This is a genomic window from Actinomycetospora sp. NBRC 106375 (genome assembly GCF_030269665.1).
Classification (GTDB): Bacteria; Actinomycetota; Actinomycetes; order Mycobacteriales; family Pseudonocardiaceae; genus Actinomycetospora.
Genome location: NZ_BSTS01000017.1, coordinates 109,203 through 131,448 on the forward strand (window position 1 = coordinate 109,203; position 22,246 = coordinate 131,448).

Annotated in this window: 18 protein-coding genes and 1 pseudogene; 10 read left to right on the top strand and 9 right to left on the bottom strand. The window is 73.2% G+C overall.

The genetic code is table 11. The annotated features are described in order from the left end of the window. Positions 1-23: 23 nt before the first annotated feature. Both QSK03_RS24935 and QSK03_RS24940 read left to right on the top strand, forming a co-directional pair. Positions 24-2,483, top strand: coding sequence for a GcvT family protein (locus QSK03_RS24935; RefSeq protein WP_285657778.1), 2,460 nt, complete (start codon positions 24-26; stop codon positions 2,481-2,483). 5 nt (positions 2,484-2,488) lie between these two features. After that, positions 2,489-2,938, top strand: a complete 450-nt coding sequence (locus tag QSK03_RS24940) for a hypothetical protein (protein ID WP_285657780.1) — start codon at positions 2,489-2,491, stop codon at positions 2,936-2,938. A 45-nt stretch (positions 2,939-2,983) separates the two neighbouring features. Here the strand turns inward: QSK03_RS24940 and QSK03_RS24945 are convergent, their stop codons facing one another. After that, complete coding sequence (locus QSK03_RS24945) at positions 2,984-3,652, bottom strand: GntR family transcriptional regulator (RefSeq protein ID WP_285657782.1); 669 nt, start codon at positions 3,650-3,652, stop codon at positions 2,984-2,986. Positions 3,653-3,763: 111 nt separating this feature from the next. Here QSK03_RS24945 and QSK03_RS24950 point away from each other — a divergent pair, with 111 nt between their 5' ends. Further along, positions 3,764-5,164, top strand: coding sequence for an L-serine ammonia-lyase (locus QSK03_RS24950; protein WP_285657784.1), 1,401 nt, complete (start codon positions 3,764-3,766; stop codon positions 5,162-5,164). Positions 5,165-5,174: 10 nt separating this feature from the next. After that, positions 5,175-6,019: pseudogene (gene purU, locus QSK03_RS24955) on the top strand (formyltetrahydrofolate deformylase). A gap of 4 nt (positions 6,020-6,023) precedes the next feature. Here the strand turns inward: purU and QSK03_RS24960 are convergent. The 3 genes from QSK03_RS24960 to QSK03_RS24970 are packed head-to-tail and all read right to left on the bottom strand — an operon-like array spanning position 6,024 to position 8,176. Continuing rightward, positions 6,024-6,797 (bottom strand): IclR family transcriptional regulator, encoded by a 774-nt coding sequence (locus QSK03_RS24960; RefSeq protein WP_285657786.1) that lies wholly within the window; start codon positions 6,795-6,797, stop codon positions 6,024-6,026. A gap of 10 nt (positions 6,798-6,807) precedes the next feature. Further along, entirely contained in the window at positions 6,808-7,002 is a 195-nt protein-coding gene (locus tag QSK03_RS24965) for a hypothetical protein (protein ID WP_285657788.1), read from the bottom strand. A gap of 28 nt (positions 7,003-7,030) precedes the next feature. Continuing rightward, the gene (locus tag QSK03_RS24970) at positions 7,031-8,176 is read right to left on the bottom strand and encodes an aromatic ring-hydroxylating oxygenase subunit alpha (protein ID WP_285657790.1); all 1,146 of its coding nucleotides are present in this window, start codon (positions 8,174-8,176) and stop codon (positions 7,031-7,033) included. A 432-nt stretch (positions 8,177-8,608) separates the two neighbouring features. Here QSK03_RS24970 and QSK03_RS24975 point away from each other — a divergent pair, with 432 nt between their 5' ends. Then, positions 8,609-9,781, top strand: coding sequence for an NAD(P)/FAD-dependent oxidoreductase (locus QSK03_RS24975; RefSeq protein ID WP_285657792.1), 1,173 nt, complete (start codon positions 8,609-8,611; stop codon positions 9,779-9,781). A 238-nt stretch (positions 9,782-10,019) separates the two neighbouring features. Here the strand turns inward: QSK03_RS24975 and QSK03_RS24980 are convergent, their stop codons facing one another. After that, a complete protein-coding gene (locus QSK03_RS24980) occupies positions 10,020-11,453 on the bottom strand; it encodes an MFS transporter (RefSeq protein ID WP_285657794.1) in 1,434 nt (477 codons plus the stop codon). Positions 11,454-11,690: 237 nt separating this feature from the next. Here QSK03_RS24980 and QSK03_RS24985 point away from each other — a divergent pair, with 237 nt between their 5' ends. Together QSK03_RS24985 and QSK03_RS24990 are read left to right on the top strand one after the other, a co-directional pair. Continuing rightward, positions 11,691-12,056, top strand: a complete 366-nt coding sequence (locus tag QSK03_RS24985) for a bifunctional 3-phenylpropionate/cinnamic acid dioxygenase ferredoxin subunit (RefSeq protein ID WP_285657797.1) — start codon at positions 11,691-11,693, stop codon at positions 12,054-12,056. 337 nt (positions 12,057-12,393) lie between these two features. Next, a complete protein-coding gene (locus tag QSK03_RS24990; RefSeq protein WP_285657799.1) occupies positions 12,394-15,072 on the top strand; it encodes a winged helix-turn-helix domain-containing protein in 2,679 nt (892 codons plus the stop codon). Positions 15,073-15,087: 15 nt separating this feature from the next. Here QSK03_RS24990 and QSK03_RS24995 read toward each other — a convergent pair whose 3' ends face one another. Next, the gene (locus QSK03_RS24995; protein WP_285657802.1) at positions 15,088-16,704 is read right to left on the bottom strand and encodes a flavin-containing monooxygenase; all 1,617 of its coding nucleotides are present in this window, start codon (positions 16,702-16,704) and stop codon (positions 15,088-15,090) included. A 135-nt stretch (positions 16,705-16,839) separates the two neighbouring features. On the opposite strand from QSK03_RS24995, the gene QSK03_RS25000 reads away from it, so the two are divergent. Continuing rightward, complete coding sequence (locus QSK03_RS25000; RefSeq protein ID WP_285657804.1) at positions 16,840-18,015, top strand: serine hydrolase domain-containing protein; 1,176 nt, start codon at positions 16,840-16,842, stop codon at positions 18,013-18,015. A 16-nt stretch (positions 18,016-18,031) separates the two neighbouring features. Then, positions 18,032-19,093, top strand: coding sequence for an alcohol dehydrogenase catalytic domain-containing protein (locus QSK03_RS25005; protein WP_285657806.1), 1,062 nt, complete (start codon positions 18,032-18,034; stop codon positions 19,091-19,093). A 45-nt stretch (positions 19,094-19,138) separates the two neighbouring features. On the opposite strand, the gene QSK03_RS25010 is transcribed toward QSK03_RS25005, so the two are convergent. Next, positions 19,139-19,951 carry an amino acid kinase family protein gene (locus QSK03_RS25010; protein ID WP_285657808.1) on the bottom strand — a complete coding sequence of 271 codons (813 nt, stop codon included), beginning with the start codon at positions 19,949-19,951 and terminating at the stop codon, positions 19,139-19,141. Further along, a complete protein-coding gene (locus QSK03_RS25015; RefSeq protein WP_285657809.1) occupies positions 19,948-20,787 on the bottom strand; it encodes an amino acid kinase family protein in 840 nt (279 codons plus the stop codon). Before QSK03_RS25015 ends, QSK03_RS25010 begins: the two co-directional genes overlap by 4 nt. A 292-nt stretch (positions 20,788-21,079) precedes the next feature. Between QSK03_RS25015 and QSK03_RS25020 the strand changes: the two genes are divergently transcribed. Further along, a complete protein-coding gene (locus tag QSK03_RS25020) occupies positions 21,080-21,541 on the top strand; it encodes a group II truncated hemoglobin (RefSeq protein WP_285657811.1) in 462 nt (153 codons plus the stop codon). 21 nt (positions 21,542-21,562) lie between these two features. Here the strand turns inward: QSK03_RS25020 and QSK03_RS25025 are convergent, their stop codons facing one another. Continuing rightward, positions 21,563-22,207, bottom strand: a complete 645-nt coding sequence (locus tag QSK03_RS25025) for a cysteine hydrolase family protein (protein ID WP_285657813.1) — start codon at positions 22,205-22,207, stop codon at positions 21,563-21,565. Between the last annotated feature and the right edge of the window lie 39 nt (positions 22,208-22,246).

Consider the following 22,246-nt stretch of genomic DNA (forward strand, 5'->3'; position numbering starts at 1 on the left):
CACCCCCTCGAGAAGAGACGCTCATGAGCACCACCCCCCGCGTCGTCGTCATCGGAGCCGGGATCGTCGGCGCGAACCTCGCCGACGAGCTCACCGGGCGCGGCTGGACCGACGTCACCGTCCTCGACCAGGGCCCGCTGCCGCTGACCGGCGGGTCGACCTCCCACGCGCCCGGCCTGGTGTTCCAGACCAACGCCTCGCGCACGATGAGCGCGTTCGCGTCGTACACCGTCGAGAAGTTCCTGGACCTGGATGTCGACGGGGCCTGGTGCTTCAACCAGGTGGGCGGGCTCGAGGTGGCCACCACCGTCGAGCGCCTCGCCGACCTGCACCGCAAGCAGGGCTGGGCGCTCTCGCGCGGCATCCCCGCCGAGGTGGTGGACGTCGACGAGTGCGTGCGGCGGCACCCGCTGATCGACCCGTCGCGCATCCTCGGCGGGCTGTACACGCCGACGGACGGCCTGGCGAAGGCGTCGCGAGCCGTGACGGCGCTGATGCGGCGGGCGCAGGGCCGAGGCGCGGAGTTCCGGGGGTCGACGCGGGTCACGGGCATCGCGCAGCAGGGCGGGCGCGTGACCGGGGTGGAGACCGACGGCGGCCCGGTGCCCGCCGACATCGTGGTGTCGTGCGCCGGCTTCTGGGGCCCCGCGATCGGCGAGATGGTCGGGATGCGCGTGCCGCTGCTCCCGCTCGCGCACCAGTACGCGTTCACCGGCCAGGTGCCCCAGCTCGTCGGGCAGGGCGACGAGCAGATCGAGGCCCGGCTGCCGATCCTGCGCCACCAGGACCAGGACCTGTACTACCGCGAGCACCACGACCGCCTCGGCATCGGCTCGTACGCCCACCGGCCGATGCCGGTGTCGCTCGCCGAGCTGCCCGAGGTCGACGACGTCAGCGAGGCGCGCCAGCCCTCGATGCTGCCGTTCACCGACGAGGACTTCGCGCCGCAGTGGGAGCAGAGCGTCGCGCTGCTGCCCGGTCTCGCCGACACCAAGGTCGAGGAGGGCTTCAACGGCGTCTTCTCGTTCACCCCGGACGGCGGGCCGCTGATCGGGGAGTCGACGGAGGTCGCCGGGTTCTGGGTCGCGGAGGCGGTCTGGGTGACCCACTCGGCGGGTGTCGCGCGCAGCGTCGCCCAGCTGCTCGTCGACGGACGCAGCGAGATCGACCTGCACGGCTGCTCGGTGCACCGCTTCGAGGAGTTCCAGACGGCCGAGGCGTACGTCTCGGAGACCGCGCAGCAGAACTTCGTCGAGATCTACGACGTCGTGCACCCGCAGCAGCCGCGGCTCTCGCCCCGCGACGTGCGCGTGAGCCCGTTCCACGCCCGCCAGAGCGAGCTGGGGGCGGTGTTCTCCGAGGCCCGCGGCTGGGAGCGGCCGCAGTGGTTCGAGGCGAACGCGCCCCTGGCGGCCGAGCTGCCACCGGAGTGGGCGCCACCGTCGCGGGACCCGTGGTCGGCGCGGTTCCACTCGCCGATCGCGGCGGTGGAGGCGTGGAAGACGCGCACCGCGGTCGCGATGTACGACATGACCCCGCTGACCCGGATCGAGGTCGCGGGACGGGGTGCGCTCGCGTTCCTCGACCGGCTCACGACCGGGAAGATGGACAAGAGCGCCGGATCGGTGACCTACACCCTCGTCCTCGACGAGGCGGGCGGCATCCGCAGCGACCTCACCGTCGCCCGGCTCGGCGAGGACCTGTTCCAGGTCGGCGCCAACGGCCCCCTCGACGTGCACCACCTGCAGCAGGAGGCGGCCGGCCTGGACGTGAGCGTCCGGGACGTCACCGGCGGCACGTGCTGCGTCGGCGTGTGGGGCCCGCTGGCCCGCGACCTGGTCCAGCCGCTGACCTCGACGGACCTGTCGCACGAGGGCCTGAAGTACTTCCGCTGCGTGCGCGCCGAGATCGGCGGTGTCCCGGTCCTCGCGATGCGGGTGTCCTACGTCGGCGAGCTCGGGTGGGAGATCTACACCAGCGCCGAGCACGGGCTGCGGCTCTGGGACGTCCTGTGGCGCGCCGGGCAGTCGCTCGGTGTGGTGGCCGGCGGGCGGGCCGCGTTCGACAGCCTGCGCCTGGAGAAGGGCTACCGCAGCTGGGGCGCGGACATGACCAGCGAGCACACCCCGGACGAGGCCGGCCTCGGCTTCGCGGTGCGGCCGCACACGAAGGGCGACTTCGTCGGACGGGCCGCCCTGGAGGACCGCCCGGAGCCCACCCGCCGGCTGACCTGCCTGACGGTCGACGACGGCCGCAGCGTGGTGCTCGGCCACGAGCCCGTCCTCGTCGACGGCGAGACGGCCGGCTACGTCACCTCGGCGGCGTTCGGGCACACGGTGGGCCGGCCGATCGCGTACGCCTGGCTACCGGCCGGGCTGGAGGTCGGCACGGCGGTCGACATCCGGTACTTCGGTCAGCCGGTCCGGGCCACGGTGGCGAGCGAGCCGCTCGTCGACCCCGAGATGGCGCGGATCCGGCGCTGAGCACGGTGGAGCAGTTCCTGGCGTCGCTCGCGTCCGGGGATCCCGAGAGCGATCCCCGGGCGGGGGCGGCGCTGCACGTCGCCCTCGGTGCGGCGCTCGTGGCGCGGGTGGCGCGCGCGGGCGCGGGGGACCGGGCGACGGAGGCGGACGCGGTGCGGGTCGAGGCCCTGGCCGGGGCGTCGCCGGGGCGGGTGATCGAGCTCGCCGACCGCACGCTGAGGCTCGCCGAGGCCGTGCGGCCGGCGGCGCCCCGGGCGGCCGTCCCGAGGATCGCGGCGGCGGCCGAGGCCCTGCGCGCCGCGGTGGGCACGGCGCGCGTCGACGTCGAGGCCGACCTCGTCACCGACCCCGCGGTGCGCGCGGAGCTGCTGGCCGCGATCGAGCCCGTCGACGACCTCGTCCTGCGCGCCGCCAAGCTCACCGCCGTCGTCCGGGAGCAGTCCCTCCGTATGTGAGCGAACTTTGGTGCCATAGCCCCGAAGTTCGCTCACGTACGGACGTCAGATGACCGCGCGGATCGCCTTCTCGAACCCCTGGACGTGCTGGCGTGCCTTGCGGGCGGCCACGTCCGCCTCGCCGGCGGCGATCGTGCGCAGCAGCCCGGCGTGCTCCTCGACGTGGGAGACGAAGTCCGACATCCGGTCGAGGAAGAGGCAGAAGATCCGCGTCGCCAGGTTGTCGTAGCGCACGAGGGTGTCCTCCAGGTGCGGGTTGCCGGCGGCGTGGTAGATCGCCCGGTGCACCCGCATGTCCCAGCGCATCAGCTCCTCGCGCGAGAGCGAGCGCACGTCCAGGCCCTCGGTGGCCTCGGCCAGCTCCTCGAGGTCCGCCCGCGCGGCGTCCCCCGCGTCCTCCGCGGCGCGACGGGCGGCGAGGGGCTCGAGCTGCACCCGGATGTCGGAGATGTAGGCGAGGTCGGTGATGTCCACGGCCGTCGCGAAGGTGCCGCGGCGGGGGTACGAGATCACCAGCCGGTCGCTCTCGAGCCGCTTGAGCGCCTCGCGGACGGGCGTGCGCCCGACCTCCAGCGACTCGACGAGCGCGACCTCGTCGATCGGTGCCATCGGGGGGATCTCCAGCATGATCAGCTTGTCCTGGATCGCCGCGTAGGCGCGCTCGGACAGCGACAGCGGAGGGCTCGTCTCCTGCTCGTCGGGAAGCACACTCACAGCCGGAGCCTACAACAGACGGAGCAATACTTCTCCTGTGCGGCGACAACTGATATATTAAGACGATCTCCTGCGCACCGCAGCGCCCCGTTCCCGACCCTGGGGGTGTCCGTGGCCATCTCGGTGTTCGACCTGTTCAAGGTGGGTATCGGCCCGTCCAGCTCCCACACCGTGGGCCCGATGCGGGCGGCGTACCTGTTCGGCTCGCGCCTGCACGACACCGACCTCCTGCCGCGCGTCGTGTCGGTGCGCTGCGAGCTCTTCGGCTCGCTCGGCGCCACCGGCCACGGGCACGGCAGCGTCCCCGCCGTCGTCCTCGGGCTCACCGGCCGGCAGCCCCACCTCGTCGACCCGGTGGAGGCGCAGCCGGTGGTCGCCGCCGTCCGGGAGGCCCGCGGCATCGCGCTCGCGGGCAAGCACCGGATCGCGTTCTCGGTCGACCGCGACGTGGTGCTGCACCGCACCCGGCGGCTCGCGTTCCACAGCAACGGCATGGTGTTCACCGCGCGCGACACCGCCGGCGACGTCGTCGAGCGCCGCGCGTACTACTCCGTCGGCGGCGGGTTCGTGCTGGACGAGTCGGAGACGGGAGACGAAGCGGAGCGGAGCTCGACCCAGGTGAGCAGCGAGAGCGTGATCCGCGAGGACACGACGCCCGTGCCGTACCCGTTCGCCTCCGGCGACGAGCTGGTCGCGCTCGCCCGCACGCACGGCCTGCGGATCAGCGACGTGGTGCTCGCCAACGAGTCGGCGTGGCGCCCCGAGACCGAGACCCGCGCCGGGCTGCTGCACCTGTGGTCGGTGATGCGTGAGTGCGTCGAGCGCGGCACGACGACGTCCGGCGTGCTCCCGGGCGGCTTGCGGGTACGCCGCCGCGCCGCCGAGCTGCGGGGCCACCTCGAGGCCGAGGGCGCCGGCGCGACGGACATGGACCGCGTGACGCTCGACGCGCTCGCCGTCAACGAGGAGAACGCCGCCGGCGGCCGGGTCGTCACGGCGCCCACCAACGGCGCGGCGGGCATCGTGCCCGCGGTCCTGCACCACGCCTCCCGCACCGTGCCGGGCTTCGACGACGACGCCGTCGCCCGCTTCCTGCTCACCGCCGCGGCGATCGGGCAGTTGTTCAAGCGCAACGCCTCGATCTCGGGCGCCGAGGTCGGCTGCCAGGGCGAGGTCGGCTCGGCCTGCTCGATGGCCGCGGGCGCGTTCGCGGAGCTCCTGGGCGGCACGCCCGAGCAGGTCGAGAACGCCGCCGAGATCGGGATCGAGCACAACCTGGGGCTCACCTGCGACCCCGTCGGCGGCCTCGTGCAGATCCCGTGCATCGAGCGCAACGCCGTCGCGTCCGTCAAGGCCATCACCGCGGCCCGCATGGCGGTGCGCGGCGACGGCGTCCACCACGTCTCGCTGGACAAGGCCATCCGGACCATGCGCGCGACCGGGGCCGACATGAAGGTCAAGTACAAGGAGACGGCCCGGGGCGGGCTCGCTCTCACCGTCGTCGAGTGCTGAGGAACCCCGCGTGACCGCGTTCGTGCTGTCCCTGAGCTGCCCCAACCGGACGGGCATCGTCCGCGCCGTGAGCGGCCACGTCGCCGCGCACGGCGGCGACATCGTCGAGCACCAGCAGTTCGACGACCCCGTGAGCGGGCGCCTGTTCCTGCGCACCCGCGTCGCGGTCCCGGACGGCGCCGACCTCGACGCGATCGCGGCCGACTTCGCGCCTGTCGCCGCCGCGTTCGCGATGGAGTACGCGTTCCACGCGCCCCGGCCGGTGCGTGTCCTCGCGATGGTGTCGCGGTCCGGGCACTGCCTGAACGACCTGATCTTCCGCTGGCGCTCCGGCAGCCTCGGCGGCGAGCTCGTCGGCGTCGTGTCCAACCACGACGACCTGCGCGCCATGGCCGAGTCGGCCGGCCTGCCGTACGTCCACGTGCCCGTCACGCCGGCCGGGAAGGCGGGGGCGGAGGCGGAGCTGCTGCGTCTCGTCGACGCGTGGGACGCCGACCTCGTGGTGCTCGCCCGCTACATGCAGGTCCTCTCCACCGCACCTGCGCCGCCCTGCGCGGGCGCGCGATCAACATCCACCACTCGTTCCTGCCCGGCTTCGCAGGCGCCAAGCCGTACCACCAGGCCTACGACCGCGGCGTGAAGCTCGTCGGCGCGACGGCGCACTACGTCACGGCCGACCTCGACGAGGGCCCGATCATCGAGCAGGAGGTCGTGCGCATCGACCACACCCACGACCCCGCGGCGCTGCAGACGGTCGGCCGCGGCGCGGAGGCGCTCGCGCTGTCCCGCGCCGTGCGGTGGCACTGCGAGCGGAGGGTGCTGCTCGACGGCCACCGGACGGTGGTGTTCCGCTGAGGAGCTATCCGGCCCGGTACCCGAGCTCCACCGAGAGCTCCGCGGCGCCCTCCCGCAGGTCGGCGACGATGGCACGAGCCCGCCGGCGGGGCAGCCGGTAGGACGGGCCGGTGGCCGACAGCGCCGAGCCCACGGTGCCGTCGCCGGAGAACACCGGCACCGCCACGGCGTGCATCCCGACCTCGAGCTCCTCGAACGACCGGGCGTGGCCCTCGTCGAGCACCCGGGCGAGCTCGGCGCGCAGCGCGGCGTGCTCGACGATGGTGTCGTCGGTGTAGCGGTGCAGCGCCCGGCGCAGCAGCGGGCGGCGGCTGTCCTCGTCCATCCAGGCGAGCAGCACCTTGCCCGCGGACGTGGCGTGCAGGGGCGTCCGGCGGCCCACCCAGTTCTGCGACGTGATGGCGGCGGCGCCGTCCTCCTGCGCGACCGTGATCGCGACCTCGCCGTCGGAGACGGCCACGTTCACGGTCTCGCCGAGGCTCTCGGCGAGACGCCCGCAGATCGGCTGCCCGAGGCGCGCGACGTCGAGGCGGGCGGTGGTGGCCGCCGCGAGCCGCACGATGCCGTAGCTCAGCGCGTACTTGCCGCGCTCGCCCTGCTGTTCGAGCAGGTGGCGCGACTGCAGCGCCGCCACGAGGCGCGAGGCGGTCGACTTGTGGACCTCGAGCTCCTCGGCGATCTCGGTGATCCCGAGGTCCCCGCGGGCGGCGAGCATCTCCAGGATCGACACGGCCCGGTCGACCGACTGGACCGCGGACCCTTCTCTCGTCGGGGACATCGCCGCGACGCTATCGGTCGGCGGCGTCGTTCCCGAGAGCCCGGGCGAGCTCCATGAGCAGCCCCGGCAGTCGCGCCGCACACGTCGGGCAGACGCAGCCGCTGCCGTGGACGTTCAGTTCGTCGGCGACCGCGAAGGCGTCGCGGTAGTCGCGGGTGGCGAGGTCGGAACCCGACGGGTCGGAGTTCTCCGGGGTGACGGACATGTGCTTTCTCCTCGGGGGAAGGAACGGCTCAGCCGATCTTCTGCAGGACCCAGTCGTGGAAATCGCCGATGTGGTGCTCGCTCGGCACCAGGACCCCGCCGCGGGCGTAGGAGCGGGAGTCCATCGACACCTGGCAGCGCTCGCAGGCGTCGAAGTCCTGCTGGTTGACGCGGTGGAAGAGCTCGACGGAGCGGTCGATGTCCGCCCCGGAGTCGACGACACCGGGCAGGTAGAGCCAGTCGCAGCGCACAAGGGTGCGCTCGGCGGTCAGCGGGAACATGCGGTGGAACACGACGTGGTCGGGCACCAGGTTGACGAACACCTGCGGCCGTACCGTGATGGCGTAGTAGCGACGGTCCTGGTCGTCGCCGACGCCGGGAATGCGCTCGAGCCCCGCGGAACCGTCGACCGTGAATCCGTCGACGTCCTCGCCGAACGCGGCACCGTGCCCGACGAAGTACTGCGCCGCGAGACCGTCGGCGAATTCCGGCAGCACCTCGCTGAGCTCGGGGTGGATCGTGCCGCAGTGGTAGCACTCCATGAAGTTCTCGACGATCTGCTTCCAGTTCGCCTTCACGTCGTACTCGACGCGTCGCCCCAGCTTCAGATCCGCCACCTGGTAGCCGACGATCGCGTCGGGGGAGCCGAGGCGGGTGGTGACGTCGCCGATCACCGTGTCCTCGAACGACGGCGGGTCCTCGGCCAGGCAGAGCCAGACGTAGCCGAGCCACTCGCGCAGGTGCACCTGCTGGAGCCCGAAGTCGGCGCGGTCGACGTCGGGCATCTCGCGCAGGTGCGGGGCCGAGACCAGCGAGCCGTCGAGCCCGTAGGTCCAGGCGTGGTACGGGCACTGGAAGGCCCGGCGCACGGACCCTTTCTCCTCGGTGCAGATGCGTGCGCCGCGGTGGCGGCAGACGTTGAGGTGGGCGCGCACGGCGCCGTCGCGCCCGCGGGCCACGATCACGCTCTCCCGCCCGATCTGCACGGTCTCGAAGTCGCCGGGCGACGGGATGTCCGCGGCGAGGACCGCGCAGAACCAGCCGGTCTCGAAGATGAGCGCCTGCTCGGCCGCGAAGATCGTCGGGTCGGTGTAGTACCGGCCGGACAGCGTCCCGCGCAGGCTCGCCGGCAGCTGCGACCCCACGATCGCCGGTGCCATCTCTCCTGTGGTCATGAATCCGTGCTCCTCGAGGGCGCGGCGGTGGGATCGGGGGCTCCGCACCGGGCCGGGGACGGTCGCGTCCCGGGGCGGTCACGGTCCGGAGCTGATCCGGCACCGTAGGTTCTTGAGCAAGTTGCGCAATAAGCAACGTGGCTCTCAATGCGCAACACACGGTCCGCGACCGTCGGATCGTCTGTCAAGAGTGCGAGCGGGCGAGTTCTCGTGCGTGAAGCTCGCGTGACGACCCCGGCGTGCCCCTTGACAAGCGGTTCTGTCTCTCCCACCGTTCTATGTTGCGTATAAAGCACCATGTTGTTTACAGCGCAACGTCTTCACTCCAGCACGCGGGGTGTCGTTCCCACCGGTCCCTTCCCTGACGAGGAGCGAGCCCGTGGCTCGAGGAGGTCCTCTCCTTCCCCCACGGCGAGGCCCCGAGGAGGCCCCATGAAGACCATCGCGATCGTCGGCGGATCCGTCGCCGGCGTCCGCTCCGCCGAGGCCCTGCGCGGCGCCGGGTTCGACGGGCGGCTCGTGCTCGTCGGCGACGACGTCCACCGGCCCTACGACCGGCCGCCGCTGTCGAAGGCGTTCCTCGAGGGCGGCGCCGACGAGGACACCCTCGGTCTGCTCGACGCCGACGAGGAGGCCGACCTTGCGCTGGAGATGCGGCTCGGCGCGACCGCGACCCGCCTGGACGCCGCCGGGGGCCGCGTCGTGCTCGCCGACGGCACCGACGTCGCGGCCGACGGCGTCGTGATCGCGACCGGCGGGCGGGCCCGCCGGCTGCCCGGCACCGCGGACGTCGAGGGCGTGCACGCGCTGCGGACGCTCGACGACGCCCGGGCGCTGCGCCGGGCGCTGCGCGAGGGCAGCCCCCGGGTCGTGATCGTGGGCGCCGGGTTCATCGGCGCCGAGGTCGCGTCCACGTGCCGGGCGATGGGGCTCGAGGTCACCGTGCTCGACGGTCTGCCGCTGCCCCTCGCGCCGGTGCTCGGCGAGCGGATCGCGCGCGGGTGCGTCGACCTGCACGCCGCGCACGGCACCGAGCTGCTGCCGTCGACCGCGGTGGCGGGGCTCGCGACCGTCCCGGCAGGCGAGGGCCGCCGCGTCGTCGGCGTCGAGCTCGGCGACGGCAGCACCGTGAAGGCGGACGTGGTGGTCGTCGGCATCGGCATCACGCCGAACACCGAGTGGCTCGAGGGTTCCGGGCTCCGCCTCGAGAACGGGGTGTGCACCGATGCCGGCATGGTCACCGACCTGCCGAACGTCGTCGCGGTCGGCGACGTCGCCCGGGCCGCGGGCCGGCGCCACGAGCACTGGACGAGCGCGGGCGAGCAGGCCACCGTCGCCGCGAGCAACCTGCTCGGCGGGGCGACCGGCACCACCGTGCGGCCCAGCGGCTACGTCTGGTCCGAGCAGTACGGGCGGATGCTGCAGCTCGCCGGCCACCCCTCGGCGCACGACGACGTCGAGATCGTCGACGGCGCTCCGGACGAGGGCCGCTTCGTCGCGCGCTACACCGACGGCGCGGGCACCACCACCGGCGTCTTCGCGATGGGCAACCCGCGCCTGTTCGGGCGCCTGCGCCGCACCGAGCTCCCGCGCGCGGCGAGCTGAGCGCCGCCCCTTCTCACCGGGATGGGGGAGCGAGGGCGTCCCTCGCTGCTCGTGAGGCAGCGAGGGACGCCCTCGCTCCGTTGGGCGCTGGAGCGGCGGCGCGCGAGGGGCACGTTCGGCAGGTCGGCGCGCCTGTCGATCATGCGCAAGGTGCCTCTCGCCGGCGCGGCTGCCCTGCGACGCAGCGAGGGCGTCCCTCGCTCCACCTCGGGGGTACCCGCTGCGTCTCCCCCCGCCGTCACCCCCGTGGCGGTTCCAGGGGCACGCCGTCGGGCGAGGTCGCGGGCGGCGGGAGCTCGGCGCTCGAGGTCAGGGGTGCGGCGCCGGCGAGGGGGCGTCCCGCGGTCTCGGGCAGCAGGGCGACGCTGAGGACGCCGATGACCCCGGCGGCGACGAGGTAGTAGCCCGGCCAGTCGAGGTTGCCCGTCGCCGTCGTCGCCGCCGCGATCACGGTCGGCGCGGTGCCGGCGAACAGCGAGACCGCCACGTTGAACGTCAGCGCGAGCCCGCCGTAGCGCACGAGCGTGGGGAACATCGCCGGCAGGGTGGAGGGGGCGACGGCGGCGAAGCACACGAGGCACGCGCCGAGGAGGAACAGACCGCCCAGCTGGCCGAGGAAGCCCTGGCGCAGGAGCCAGACCGCGGGGAGCCCGACCACGACGAGCGCGACGCTGCCGGTGAGCAGGATGGGTCGGCGCCCGACACGGTCCGACAGGCGCCCGAGCGAGGTCACGACGGCGAGCATCACCAGCATCACGATCACCTGGAGCGCCGTGGAGGTCGCCGTCGCGGTGCCCGTCTCGCCGTGCTCGGCGAGCGTGGACGTGAGGTAGGTCGGGATGTAGTTGGTCAGGACGTAGTTGGTGATGTTCCAGGCGACGACGATCCCGCCGGCGACGAGCATCGCGCGGCGGTAGCGGACCCGGAGGATCTGCAGCGCCCGGCGCAGCGGCATCGTCGCCAGCGCGGGGGAGCGCTCCATGAGCTGGCGGAACGCCGGCGTGTCCTCCAGGCGCAGCCGCAGGTAGATGCCGACGACGCCCAGCGGCAGCGCCAGCATGAACGGCAGCCGCCAGCCCCAGGCGAACAGGTCGGCGTCGTCCAGCAGGGCGATCACTGTGGCGCTGACGCCCGCGCCCAGCGTGTAGCCGGTGAGGGTGCCGAACTCCAGCCAGCTCCCGAACAGGCCGCGGCGCCGGTCCGGGGCGTACTCGGCGATCATGGTGAGCGCGCCGGTGTACTCGCCGCCCGCCGAGAACCCCTGCAGCATCCGCATGACGAGCACGAGGACCGGTGCGGCGGCGCCGATCGCCCCGTAGCTCGGGATGAGACCGAGCAGGACGGTGGCCCCGGCCATCAGCACCACCGTCACCGAGAGCACCCGGGTGCGGCCGATGCGGTCGCCGAGGGGGCCGAAGACGAGCCCGCCGAGCGGGCGCATGAGGAAGGCCGCCGCGAAGGCGCCGAGGGTGTAGACGGCGGCCCACGGGCCGGCCTCGGGGAAGAACACCCGGCTGAGGACCGCCCCGGCCAGGTACGAGTAGATCCCGAAGTCGTACCACTCGGCGACGTTCCCGACGGCGGCCGCCGCCGTGGCGCGGCGCAGGGTGTGCTCGCCCTCGATCGCCCGGAACGCGCCGCTGCGCCCTCGCGGCTGCGCGTGCTCGGTCATGCGTCACTCCCCGGGCCGCCCCCGGTCGGCGGCCTCGTCCGCCGGGCAGTGTGTCACCCCGGTGGCCCCACCGCGGTAACCCGACTGACATACCAGCGTCGTATCAGTGCGGTGTGTCAACAGCATGGGTCATCGGGGCGTCATCGGCCAGTGCCCATTGACGCCGATTCTCCGAAGCCCCACGCTAGTGTTGCGGATAGCAGGACACGATGCGCAATACGCAACAGGAGCCAGGACATGATCTACGTGGCAGAGCTGGCCGACATCCCCGTCGGGGAGTCGGTCCGGGTGCAGGGCTCGGTACCCATCGCCGTCTTCAACGCCGACGGCGAGCTCTATGCGATCGACGACACGTGCACGCACCAGGACGCGTCGCTCTCCGACGGCTGGCTCGAGGGCTGCGCGGTCGAGTGCCCGCTCCACGCGGCGTGCTTCGACCTCCGCACGGGCCGTCCCAGCGGGCCGCCCGCGAAGAAGGCGGTGCGCACCCATCCCGTGTCCGTCGTCGACGGCCTCGTCTACGTCGAGGAGACGGTCGAGGAGACGGTCGAGGGGACGGTCACCGCGGGGGTCACCGGGCGCGCACCGGTCCTCGTCGACTGACACCGCCCGGCGAACGGCCCTACCCAAACGGGTGGGCCGGAGGGCCGCGGCGGGTGCCACGGTGGTCCCGGTCACTGCGTGCGGTGGGTGTCGGGGCCGCCGCGGCACGTCACGTGACGGTCGCCGGTCGCCGTCTCGCCCCGGGCGGAGCGCGGCGGGAGAGGCGCGGTGGCCGATGGCGATCACCCAGCGTCGGACGATCACCCATCCTCGGGCCGTCCCCCGGGAAGCCGTTCCCCCGGCCGAGGCGCCCCGGGACCAGGCACCCCGGGACCAGGCGCCCCGGGACCAGGCGCCCCGGGACCAGGCGCCCCGGGAACCCGTGGCCCGGGAAGCCGTGGCCCGGTTCCAGGCACCGACCCACGTCCGCAACGTCATCGAGCGCTGCCGGCTCCTCGGCCTGCTGTGCGAAGGCGGGGCGCGCCAGCTCGTCGTCGTCCACGCCCCCGCCGGGTACGGGAAGACGACGCTGGCCGTGCAGTGGCTGCACCGGCTGGAGAAGGACGGGGCCGTCGTGGCCTGGCTCGGCCTGCACCGCGACGACAACGACCCGCACTGGTTCCTGTCGCACCTGCTCACGGCGGTGCGGCGGGTCCTGCCGGCCGCCGCGGACGTCATCGACGACCTCGTCGGGCTGATCGAGCAGAACGCCGAGGACGTGGCGGGCTACACGCTCTCGGTGCTGCTCGACCGGATCGCCGACCACGGCGGCCGCTTCGTGCTGGCCTTCGACGACTGGCACCTCGTCGAGGACGCCGAGGTGCACCGCGCCCTCGTGCGCCTGCTCGACTTCGCCCCGCCCAACCTCTGCCTCGTCCTCACGAGCCGCCGGCGCCCCGCGCTGCCGCTGAGCCGCCTGCGGGTGCGCGGCCAGCTGGTGGAGATCGACTCCGAGGCGCTGCGGTTCGACCTCGCCGAGACCACCGAGTTCCTCGTCGACCTCAACGGCCTGCCCCTCGACGGCGACGACGTCGCCCGGCTCTCCGCGGGCACCGACGGATGGGTCGCGGCGCTGCAGCTCGCGTCGCTGTCGCTGCGGGACTGCGCCGACCCGGCCGCCCTCATCCGCGGCTTCTCCGGCCGGCACCACTCGGTGGGTGAGTACCTCGCCGAGAACGTGCTCGACGCGCTGCCCGCCGGGATCCTCGACTTCCTGCTCGCGACGTCGGTGTGCGACCGGCTCTGCGGTGACCTCGCCGGCACCCTGGCCGGTCGCGCGGACGGCCAGGCGATGCTCGAGGAGCTCGAGACGCGCGACCTGTTCCTGCGCCCCCTGGACGCCGAGCGCGAGTGGTTCCGCTACCACCACCTCTTCGCCGACCACCTGCGTCGCCGGCTCGAGCGCGACCGTCCGCGCGCGGTGCCCGGCCTGCACGCGCGGGCGTCGGCGTGGTTCGCCGAGCACGGCCTGGTGTCCGAGGCCGTCGACCACGCGCTCGCGGCCGGTGACGTGCGACGGGCGACCGACCTGGTCGAGGCCCACGCGATGCCGCTGGTGGAGCACAGCCGCATGGTCAGCCTGCTCGGGCTGCTCGGGCGCCTGCCCACCGCGGCCGCCGACGACCGCCCGGCGCTGCTCATGGCCGTGGCGTGGGCGAACTGCCTGCTCCAGCGGACGCGGGAGGCCGGGGCCGCCCTCGACCGCGTCCGCGCGGCGCTGCCGTCCGGCGGGGACGAGGAGCGCCGCAGCGAGGCCGACGTCGTGCAGGCGTGCATCGACGTCTACGACGACCGCACCGACCGGGCCGAGGACCTGGTGCGGCGCAGCCTGGACCGCGCGCCCGTCTACCGGCCGTGGGTGGTGGCCGTCGCCGCGAACATCCAGTCCTTCTGCGACATCCACGCCATGCGCTACGGGTCGGCGCAGGACCGGCAGCGGTGGGCGCGCCCGTTCCACGACCGTGTCGGTGGCCCGTTCGCCGCCGTGTACGGGCGGTGCTTCGCCGGGATCGCCGCGTTCGCCGAGCTCGACGTCCGGCGCGCCGACGAGTACCTGCGCGACGCGGTCGACCTGGCCCGGGAGTCGGCGGGCCGGCGATCGCACGCCGCGCAGCTGGCGGCCGCGCTGCTCGGCGAGCTCCTCGACGCCCGCGGTGAGCAGGAGGAGGCCGAGCGGCTGCTCGAGGAGAGCGGCGAGCTCGGCGCCGAGAGCGGCGTCGTCGACTTCATGACCGCCAGCTACGCGCTCCTCGCGAGGATCAAGGCCCGGCGGGGCGCGACCACCGAGGCCGCCGAGCTGCTCGCCGAGGGCAGCCGGGTCGCCGACCAGCTCGACCTGCCGCGCCTGGGGTCCGCCGTCGGCGTCGAGCGCATCGACCAGCTCCTGGCCGCCGGCCGGGTCCGCGAGGCGCGGCGGGTCGCCCAGGAGCTGCCCGAAGGGACCGACCGGCCCGGCGGCATCGGCGTGGTGATCGACCAGCTCCGGTCGCGAGGACTGGCCGCGGTGCTCTCGGCCGAGGGCGACCACGGCGCGGCGGCGGCGCTGCTCGAGGAGGTCATCGACGACGCCCACCGCCGGGGCCAGCGCCGGACCGGGGCCGCCGTGACCGTGGCGCTCGCCGTCGTCGAGGAGCGCGCCACGCGTCGGATGGCGGCCGAGCGCTCGCTCGCCGCGGCCCTGCGCGCGGCGCTCCCGGCCGGGGCGCCGCAGCTCGTGCGCGACGGCGGGCCCGAGGTCGTCCCGGTCCTCGGGCGCCTCGTCGCCCGGGCCGGCGCCGCCCGGCCCGGCGGGGAGGAGCCGCTCCCGTCGGCCGCGCAGCTGACCGCCCTGCTCGGAACCATGACCGACGACCGCGGGCCGGGCGCGGCGGTGAGCTTCGACATCAGCGGGCGGGAGCTCGAGATCCTGCGGATGCTCGACGTGGGCGGGACCAACCAGGAGATCGCCCGGGCGCTGACCGTCACGGTCAACACCGTGAAGTGGTACCTCAAGAACATCTACAGCAAGCTCGACGCCTCCAACCGCACCGAGGCGGTGTCGGTGGCGCGCCGCGGGGGGCTGCTCACCGGGGTGTGACCAGCCCCCGCGCACTCAGCGCCGCGCGAACGCCGGGTAGCCGGCCGCCGCCTCCTCCTCGCACTTCTGCCGGTAGGTGCCGACCCCGCCGATGTAGGACAGCAGGCGGCGCGGCTTGCCCGGGATGTTCGAGCCCAGGTACCACGAGGTCGTCCTCGGCACGAGCGTCGAGCTCGCGACCTCCTCGTGGTGGGCCACCCAGGCGTCCTCGCCCTCGGCGGTCGGCTCGATCGTCGACTTGCCCTCGGCCCGCAGGTCCCGCACCGCATCGGTGATCCACTCGGTCTGCTGCTGCAGGCAGGTCGTCATGTTGCACAGCGCGGCCGATGGCGCGAGCGGCACCGCGGTGGTGAGCAGGTTCGGGTAGCCGTGCTTGCCCAGCCCCATCGTCGTCCGGATGTCCCGACCCCACTCCTCGGCCAGCGAGCGCCCGTCCCGCCCACGGACGTCGATGCGGGTCAGAGCCCCGGTCCCGGCGTCGAAGCCGGTCGCCAGGATGATCACGTCCAGCTCGTGGACGGTGCCGTCGGTGAGCTCGATGCCCTCGGGGCGGATCCGGGCGATCGGGTTGTCGCGGACGTTCACGAGGTTGACGTTCTCCCGGTGGTAGACCTCCAGGTAGCCGTTCTCGAGCGGGACCCGGTGGGTGCCGAAGCCGTAGTCGACGGGCACGAGCGTGTCGATGAGGTGCTGGTCGCCGCGCAGGCGCTCGCGCATCTTGGTCCGCACGAACTCCGAGACGGCCTCGCTGATCTCCTCGACGAAGAAGATCTCGCCGAACGAGGCGAGCCAGAGCTTGAGCGACCCGTCCTGGTAGATGTCCTCGAGGATCTCCTGGCGCTTCTCCGGGCTGCAGTCGGCCCACGCGTGCTCGAAGTCGTACTCGAAGCCCGTGAACGTGTGCGGGATCGTCGAGCGCAGCTCGTCGAAGCGGTTCTTGTACCACTCCTGCTCGGCCGGGCCGTACGTCGGATTCTTCATCGGCAGCGCGTACTGGGGGGTGCGCGCGAACACCGTGAGGTGCCCGACCTCGGGCGCGATGGTCTGGATGACCTGGATGCCGGTCGCGCCGATCCCGACGACGCCGACGCGCCGGCCCGCCAGGTCCGGGCCCTGCTCGGGGTAGGACGAGGTGAACACGAGCTCGCCGGCGAACGAGTCGGTGCCCTCGATGTTCTTGACGGGCGCCGAGAGCATGCCGGCGCACGACACGAAGAACTGGGTGTCGACGACGTCGCCGCGATCGGTGTGGACGGTCCACCGGCCCCGCTCGTCGTCCCAGTGCGCCGCGGTGATCCTCGTGCCGAACTGGATGTCCCGGCGCAGGTCGAGGCGGTCGGTGACGTAGTGCAGCCACTGCTCGATCTCGGGCTGACCGGGGAACTTCTGGCTCCAGCTCCAGTCCTTGTAGAGCTTCTCGTCGAAGATGTACTGGTAGATGTAGCCCTCGGAGTCGAACCGGGCGCCGGGGTAGCGGTTCCACCACCACGTGCCGCCGACGTCGCCCGCGGCGTCGTACGCCCGCACGCGCAGGCCCTGCTCCCGCAGCTGGTGGAGCTGGTAGAGCCCCGCGACGCCGGCGCCCAGGACCACGGCGTCGAGCTCCAGGGTGGTGGGTTCTGTCGTTGTCATGGCCGCCTCCTCGTGTGCCGTGGACCCACGTTCGGCGTGACCGCGATCACGATGCCCACCCGTTGGGGTGGGTGATGTCGCACCACCCGGCGGTCTGATGGGGGCGGAGGTTCCCCGGACGAAGGGATCGGTGACATGAGCAGGACCATCGACGGCACCGGCATCGACAAGGTTCTCTCGGAGGCGGTCGACCAGGGCGCCGTCCCGCACGTGGCGGCGATCGCCGCCGATGCCGACGGCGTGTTCTACGAGGGTGCGGCGGGGGTGCGGATCACCGACACCGGCACGCAGCCGGTCTCGACGCGCACCGAGTTCCGGATCATGTCGATGACGAAGATGGTGGCCACGGTCGCCGCGCTGCAGCAGATGGAGCGTGGCGAACTGGACCTCGCCGCCCCGGTGGCGCAGTACGTGCCAGCGTTCGACGAGCTCCAGGTGCTCGACGGCTTCGACGGCGACACCCCGCGGCTGCGCGCGCCGGCGTCCCGGGCGACGGTGAAGCACCTGCTCACCCACACCTCCGGGCTCTCGTACTGGTTCTGGAACGCGGACATCAAGCGGTACGAGGAGCTCACCGGGCTGCCCAACGTCGTGCCCGGTGATCGGGCGGCGCTGCGGGCGCCGTTGGTGGCCGACCCGGGCACGCGCTTCGAGTACGGCATCAACACCGACTGGCTCGGCCTGGTGGTGGAGGCGGTCGCGGGCCAGACCCTCGACGTCGTGATCAAGGAGCACATCACCGGGCCGCTCGGGATGGACGACACGATGTTCCTGCTCGACCACGGGCGGAAGGCCACGAAGACCGCGGTGCACATGAAGGGTGAGGACGGGCGGTGGACCTCGGCCGGCGACGTCCTCCCCGACGAACCGCAGTGGTGGTCCGGCGGCCACGGCATGCACTCCACGCCGCGCGACTACATCCGCTTCGAGCGCGCGCTGCTGCGCGGCGGCGAGCTGCTCGGGTCACGGATCCTGCGCCCGGACACGGTGGACGCGGCGTTCAGCGACCAGCTGGGCGGCATCCCGTTCCCCACCGAGATCGCCACCGCGGACCCGCCGATCACCGACACGTTGACCCTCGGCCCCGGCTGGACCTGGGGGTACGGGCTCCTGCTCAACACCCAGGACGTCCCGGGTGCCCGGCGGGCATGGAGCGGCGCGTGGGCCGGTCTGCTGAACACGCACTTCTGGATCGACCGCACCACCGGGATCTGCGCGTCGATCTACACCAACTCGCTGCCGTTCATCACCGAGAACGAGGCCTGGAAGCTCTACCAGGACTTCGAAGGCGCCCTCTACTCGTCGCTCTAGAAGGGACTCCGACACCATGGCGGACACGATGAAGGCGCTGGCCTTCCTCGGCACGGGCAAGGTCGGGCTGGTCGAGCGGGAGATCCCGCAGGCCGGACCCGGCGACGCGGTCGTCCGGACCACCGCGGCGCTGATCTGCACCTCCGACGTCCACACGGTCGCCGGGCTGCTGCCCGTGCCCGAGGGGCGGCTGCTCGGGCACGAGAGCGTCGGGATCGTGCACGAGATCGGCGAGGGCGTCACGTCGGTCCAGGTCGGCGACCGGGTCGCGGTCAACGCCGTCACCCCCGACGGGACCTGCGACAACTGCCAGGCCGGCTACACCTCGCAGTGCCGCGGGCCGCTGGGCGGCTACCGCTTCACCGTCCAGAAGGACGGGAACATGGCCGAGTACTTCCACGTCAACGACGCCGACTACAACCTCGCGCCGATCCCGGAGGGTCTCGCCGACGACGTCGCGGTCTACGCCTGCGACATGCTCTCCACCGGGATCATCGGCTCCGAGAACGCGAACATCCCGATCGGCGGCAGCGTCGCGATCTTCGCCCAGGGCGCCGTCGGGCTCTCGGCCACGCTCGGGGCGAAGCTGCGCGGCGCCGGGCTGATCATCACCGTCGAGGGCCTGCCGAACCGGGCCGAGCTCTCGCGGCGCTTCGGGGCCGACGTCGTCCTCGACCCGTCGTCGGGCAACGTGGCCGAGCAGATCATCGACATGACCGACGGCGGCGCGGACTCCACCGTGGAGGCCCTGGGCAACCAGGTCACCTTCGAGGCCGCGCTCTACGCCACCCGGCCCGGCGGCACGCTGTCGAACGTCGGGTACCACGGCGAGTCGGGCCCGACGGTGACGATGCCGCTCGACGCCTGGGGTCTCGGGATGGCGGGCAAGAAGATCGCCACCGACCTGTGCCCCGGTGGGCGGCTGCGCATGGAGCGCCTCATGCGCCTGCTGGCCAACGGCAAGATCGACCCGACCCCGATGACCACCCACCGGATGGGCATCGACCAGGTCGAGGAGGCGTTCGCGATGATGAGCGAGAAGCGCGACGGGATCGTCAAGCCACTCATCACCTTCTGAGCGGCGACCGGGGACGGGTCGTCCGGACCCGTCCCCGGACCGGTCTCAGACCGCGGTGACGGTCACGCCGCCGCGGCCGGCGAGCCCGCCGGTCAGCGCGCCGGGGGTGGTGCCGTCGACGAGCGTCATCGAGCGGACGTGCTTGGCGACGCCCAGGAGCTCGAGGGCGAGGCGGTCGACCGGGAGGTCGCCGTCGCGGGAGAGCAGCTCCTTCGCCGACACCTCCTCGGGCAGGCCCGCGAGCGACGCCGCGTCGCGCACGTAGACCAGTCGCGCGGCCCCGTACGCGTCGGCCAGCAGCAGGGCGCCGGTGTCGGTGCGGTGCACCGGCAGCCGGCCCGTGGTCGCGGGGAACTCGTGCACCCCGTAGGGCGGGTAGCCGTTGGACACCGCGGCGTTCGCGGCGGCGAGGTGCACCGGCAGCTGCCCGGCGACGGTGTCGTGGGGCAGGTAGGAGACGCCCTCGGCCGCCAGCAGCGAGGCGACGAGCCGGCCGTTCTGCTCGGCCTCGGTCGCCGCCAGCCCGGCCAGGGCGCCCGCGGGCAGTCCCAGGTCGAGCCCGACGCCGAGGACGTGGCGCGCCCGGATGCCGGCGCCGGTGAGCAGCAACATCCGGTGGTCGCCGCTCGTGATCAGCTCGCGCAGCTCGTCGACCAGCGGCACGAGCACGTCGCGGCCGCGGTCGACGATCGTCGACCCGCCGAGCACCACCACCTCGAGCCACGGCAGCAGCCGCACCGGCGCGACGTCGTCGGTGCCCGCGGCGCGCACGAGGTCGCGGTCGAGGAGGGTCTGGCGGACGAAGGCCGACTCGACGTCGCGGCCCTGACGGTTCTCGGGGTCGATGGCGCGGCTCATCGCGCTCCTCCGGCGTGGATGATCGTGCCGACGTGCTCGCCGGCGAGGGCGCGGGTGAGGGTGCCGGGCACCAGCCCGTTGACCACCTGCACGGAACGGACGTGGCGGGCGTGGCGCAGCAGCTCGAGCATGCCGCGCTCCAGGACGAGGTCGGGCAGGTCGCGCCCGAGCAGCTCGTCGACGGTGATCTCACCGATGAAGGTCGCCGACGGGTCGGTCTTCGGGTTGGCGGTGAAGAGGCCGTCCTCGTCCTTGACGAAGATCATCTGACGGCAGGCGTAGGTCTCGGCGACGAGGAAGCAGCCCGCGTCGGTGCGGTAGGGCGGGACGACGCCCTCGGACGGCACCCGCTGCCACAGGGCGTAGGGCGGCATGCCGGGGAAGACCGCCGCACCGACCTCGGCCAGGCGCAGCGGGATGGTCGCGAACGCGTTGGGCTCGACGACCGGGATGCCGTGCTTCGCGAGCAGGTAGCCGAGCATCGTGGCGTTCTGCCCGGCGACGGCGGAGCCGATCTCGGAGAGGACGCCGGTCGGCAGGCCGAGCTCGCCGGCCAGCGCGTACGCGTGGCGGGCGCGGGTGCCGCCGCCGGTCCCGATGAGCATCCGGTGCGCGGCCCGCGCGGCCACGATCTCGTCGACCAGGGGCAGCACGGCCGCGCCCCCGCGGTCCATGAGGCTCTGGCCGCCGATCTTGAGAACGCTGACCTCCGGCAGGACCGGGGTGTCCGGCGCGGCGTCGCTCAACGCCGCCAGCGCGGCGTCGTCCAGCGAGCGGCTGCTCAACAGGTCGGCGAGTTCGGCGAGCCCCGCCGACCCGCCCGCGGACACGGACACTCCAGTACCTCCTCGACGTGACGGCGATGAGGACCAGGACCGCGGCGGCGCCGGGGGGCAGCGTGGCATCGGTCCTGGTCACGGCCAGGTTAGAGGTGACGGCGCCGTGCGCGCGGCATCGGCGGGCGGGGCGCGAACCGCACCTACGGCCGTGCCCAGACGCGCCTCACGTGGACGCGGGGCGGCCGTTCCGGGTGCGACGTGTCTACGGAGACGCCGCACGATGGTGTGACCTCGACCACGCGTCTCCCCGTGCTCGTTCTGGCGGCCCGCCAGTGATTACAGTGTTGCAATGACGCCGACGCTGTACGAGTGGGCGGGCGGGGCGGAGGCGTTCCGCCGTCTCATCGACGCGTTCTACGACCGGGTGGAGCACGACGACCTCCTGAGCCGCCTGTTCCCCGGCGGGGTCTCCGAGGAGCACCGGGCGCACGTGACCGCCTGGTGGGTCGAGGTGTTCGGCGGCCCCGCGGACTACACCGCCACCCTCGGCGGCTACGAGCGCATGCTCGCCCACCACCGCGACCTCGGGATCACGGCCGACCAGCGCCGCCGGTTCGCCGAGACCATGAGCCGTGCCGCCGACGACGCGGGCCTGCCCGACGACCCGGAGTTCCGTGCCGCCTTCGTCGGCTACGTGGAGTGGGGCACGCGGCTGGCGCTGCACAACTCCCAGCCCGGCGCGGCGGTCGTCGAGCGTGCGCCCGTCCCGCGATGGGGCTGGGGCGTCGCGCCGCCGTACCAGCCGTCCTGATCGGCGCGCGGCGCGGTGGGTTCAGGCGAGTGCGCCAGCCCGCTGCGCCGACACCGCCCGCACGAGCTCGTCGGTCTGCACGATGCGGGCGAACACCATGCTCAGGCTCGCGCAGGTCGCGGCCTGGAGGGTCGCTGCGTCGACGCCCGCCATCTCGCGGGTGGCCGTGGCGTCGTCGACGAAGAGCACGTGGAAGTCGCGGACGGCCGCCTCGCGGGCGGTGGTCTCGCAGCAGATGTTGGTCGCGATGCCGGTGACGACCACGGTGTCGATGCCGCGGTGCCGCAGGATCAGTTCGAGCTCCGTGGCGTGGAACGCGCCGTAGCGCGGCTTGTCGAGCACGACGTCGGCGGCGTCGACCTCGAGCGCCGGGTGGAGTTCGGCCGTCGGGAAGCCCGCGGTGTAGAGCTCGACGATGAACGGCGGCACGAGCCGGTCCATCACCGGACCCACGTCCGCGCCGTCCGGCCGCATCCAGCCCCGGGTGTGCACGACCAGCGCCCCGGCGTCGCGACACGCCCTCGTGAGGGTGTTGATCCGGTCGACCAGTGCCCGCCCGCCGGGCGCGGCCAGGGGCGTGTCCTCGACGAAGCAGCGCTGCATGTCGACGTCGATGACGGCCGTACGAGTCGGGTCGAGGGCGAGGTCGGTCGTGGACGCGGTCATGGTGGTTCCCCCCGGTGCAGCAACGGTGCATTAATACAG

Coding starts and splice junctions, on each gene's coding strand:
- QSK03_RS25025 (WP_285657813.1), bottom strand. CDS start 22,207: ATGACCGCGTCCACGACCGACCTCGCCCTCGACCCGACTCGTACGGCC.
- QSK03_RS24985 (WP_285657797.1), top strand. CDS start 11,691: ATGATCTACGTGGCAGAGCTGGCCGACATCCCCGTCGGGGAGTCGGTC.
- QSK03_RS24980 (WP_285657794.1), bottom strand. CDS start 11,453: ATGACCGAGCACGCGCAGCCGCGAGGGCGCAGCGGCGCGTTCCGGGCG.
- QSK03_RS24965 (WP_285657788.1), bottom strand. CDS start 7,002: ATGTCCGTCACCCCGGAGAACTCCGACCCGTCGGGTTCCGACCTCGCC.
- QSK03_RS25005 (WP_285657806.1), top strand. CDS start 18,032: ATGGCGGACACGATGAAGGCGCTGGCCTTCCTCGGCACGGGCAAGGTC.
- QSK03_RS24995 (WP_285657802.1), bottom strand. CDS start 16,704: ATGACAACGACAGAACCCACCACCCTGGAGCTCGACGCCGTGGTCCTG.
- QSK03_RS25020 (WP_285657811.1), top strand. CDS start 21,080: ATGACGCCGACGCTGTACGAGTGGGCGGGCGGGGCGGAGGCGTTCCGC.
- QSK03_RS25000 (WP_285657804.1), top strand. CDS start 16,840: ATGAGCAGGACCATCGACGGCACCGGCATCGACAAGGTTCTCTCGGAG.
- QSK03_RS24975 (WP_285657792.1), top strand. CDS start 8,609: ATGAAGACCATCGCGATCGTCGGCGGATCCGTCGCCGGCGTCCGCTCC.
- QSK03_RS24970 (WP_285657790.1), bottom strand. CDS start 8,176: ATGACCACAGGAGAGATGGCACCGGCGATCGTGGGGTCGCAGCTGCCG.
- QSK03_RS24960 (WP_285657786.1), bottom strand. CDS start 6,797: ATGTCCCCGACGAGAGAAGGGTCCGCGGTCCAGTCGGTCGACCGGGCC.
- QSK03_RS25010 (WP_285657808.1), bottom strand. CDS start 19,951: ATGAGCCGCGCCATCGACCCCGAGAACCGTCAGGGCCGCGACGTCGAG.
- QSK03_RS24935 (WP_285657778.1), top strand. CDS start 24: ATGAGCACCACCCCCCGCGTCGTCGTCATCGGAGCCGGGATCGTCGGC.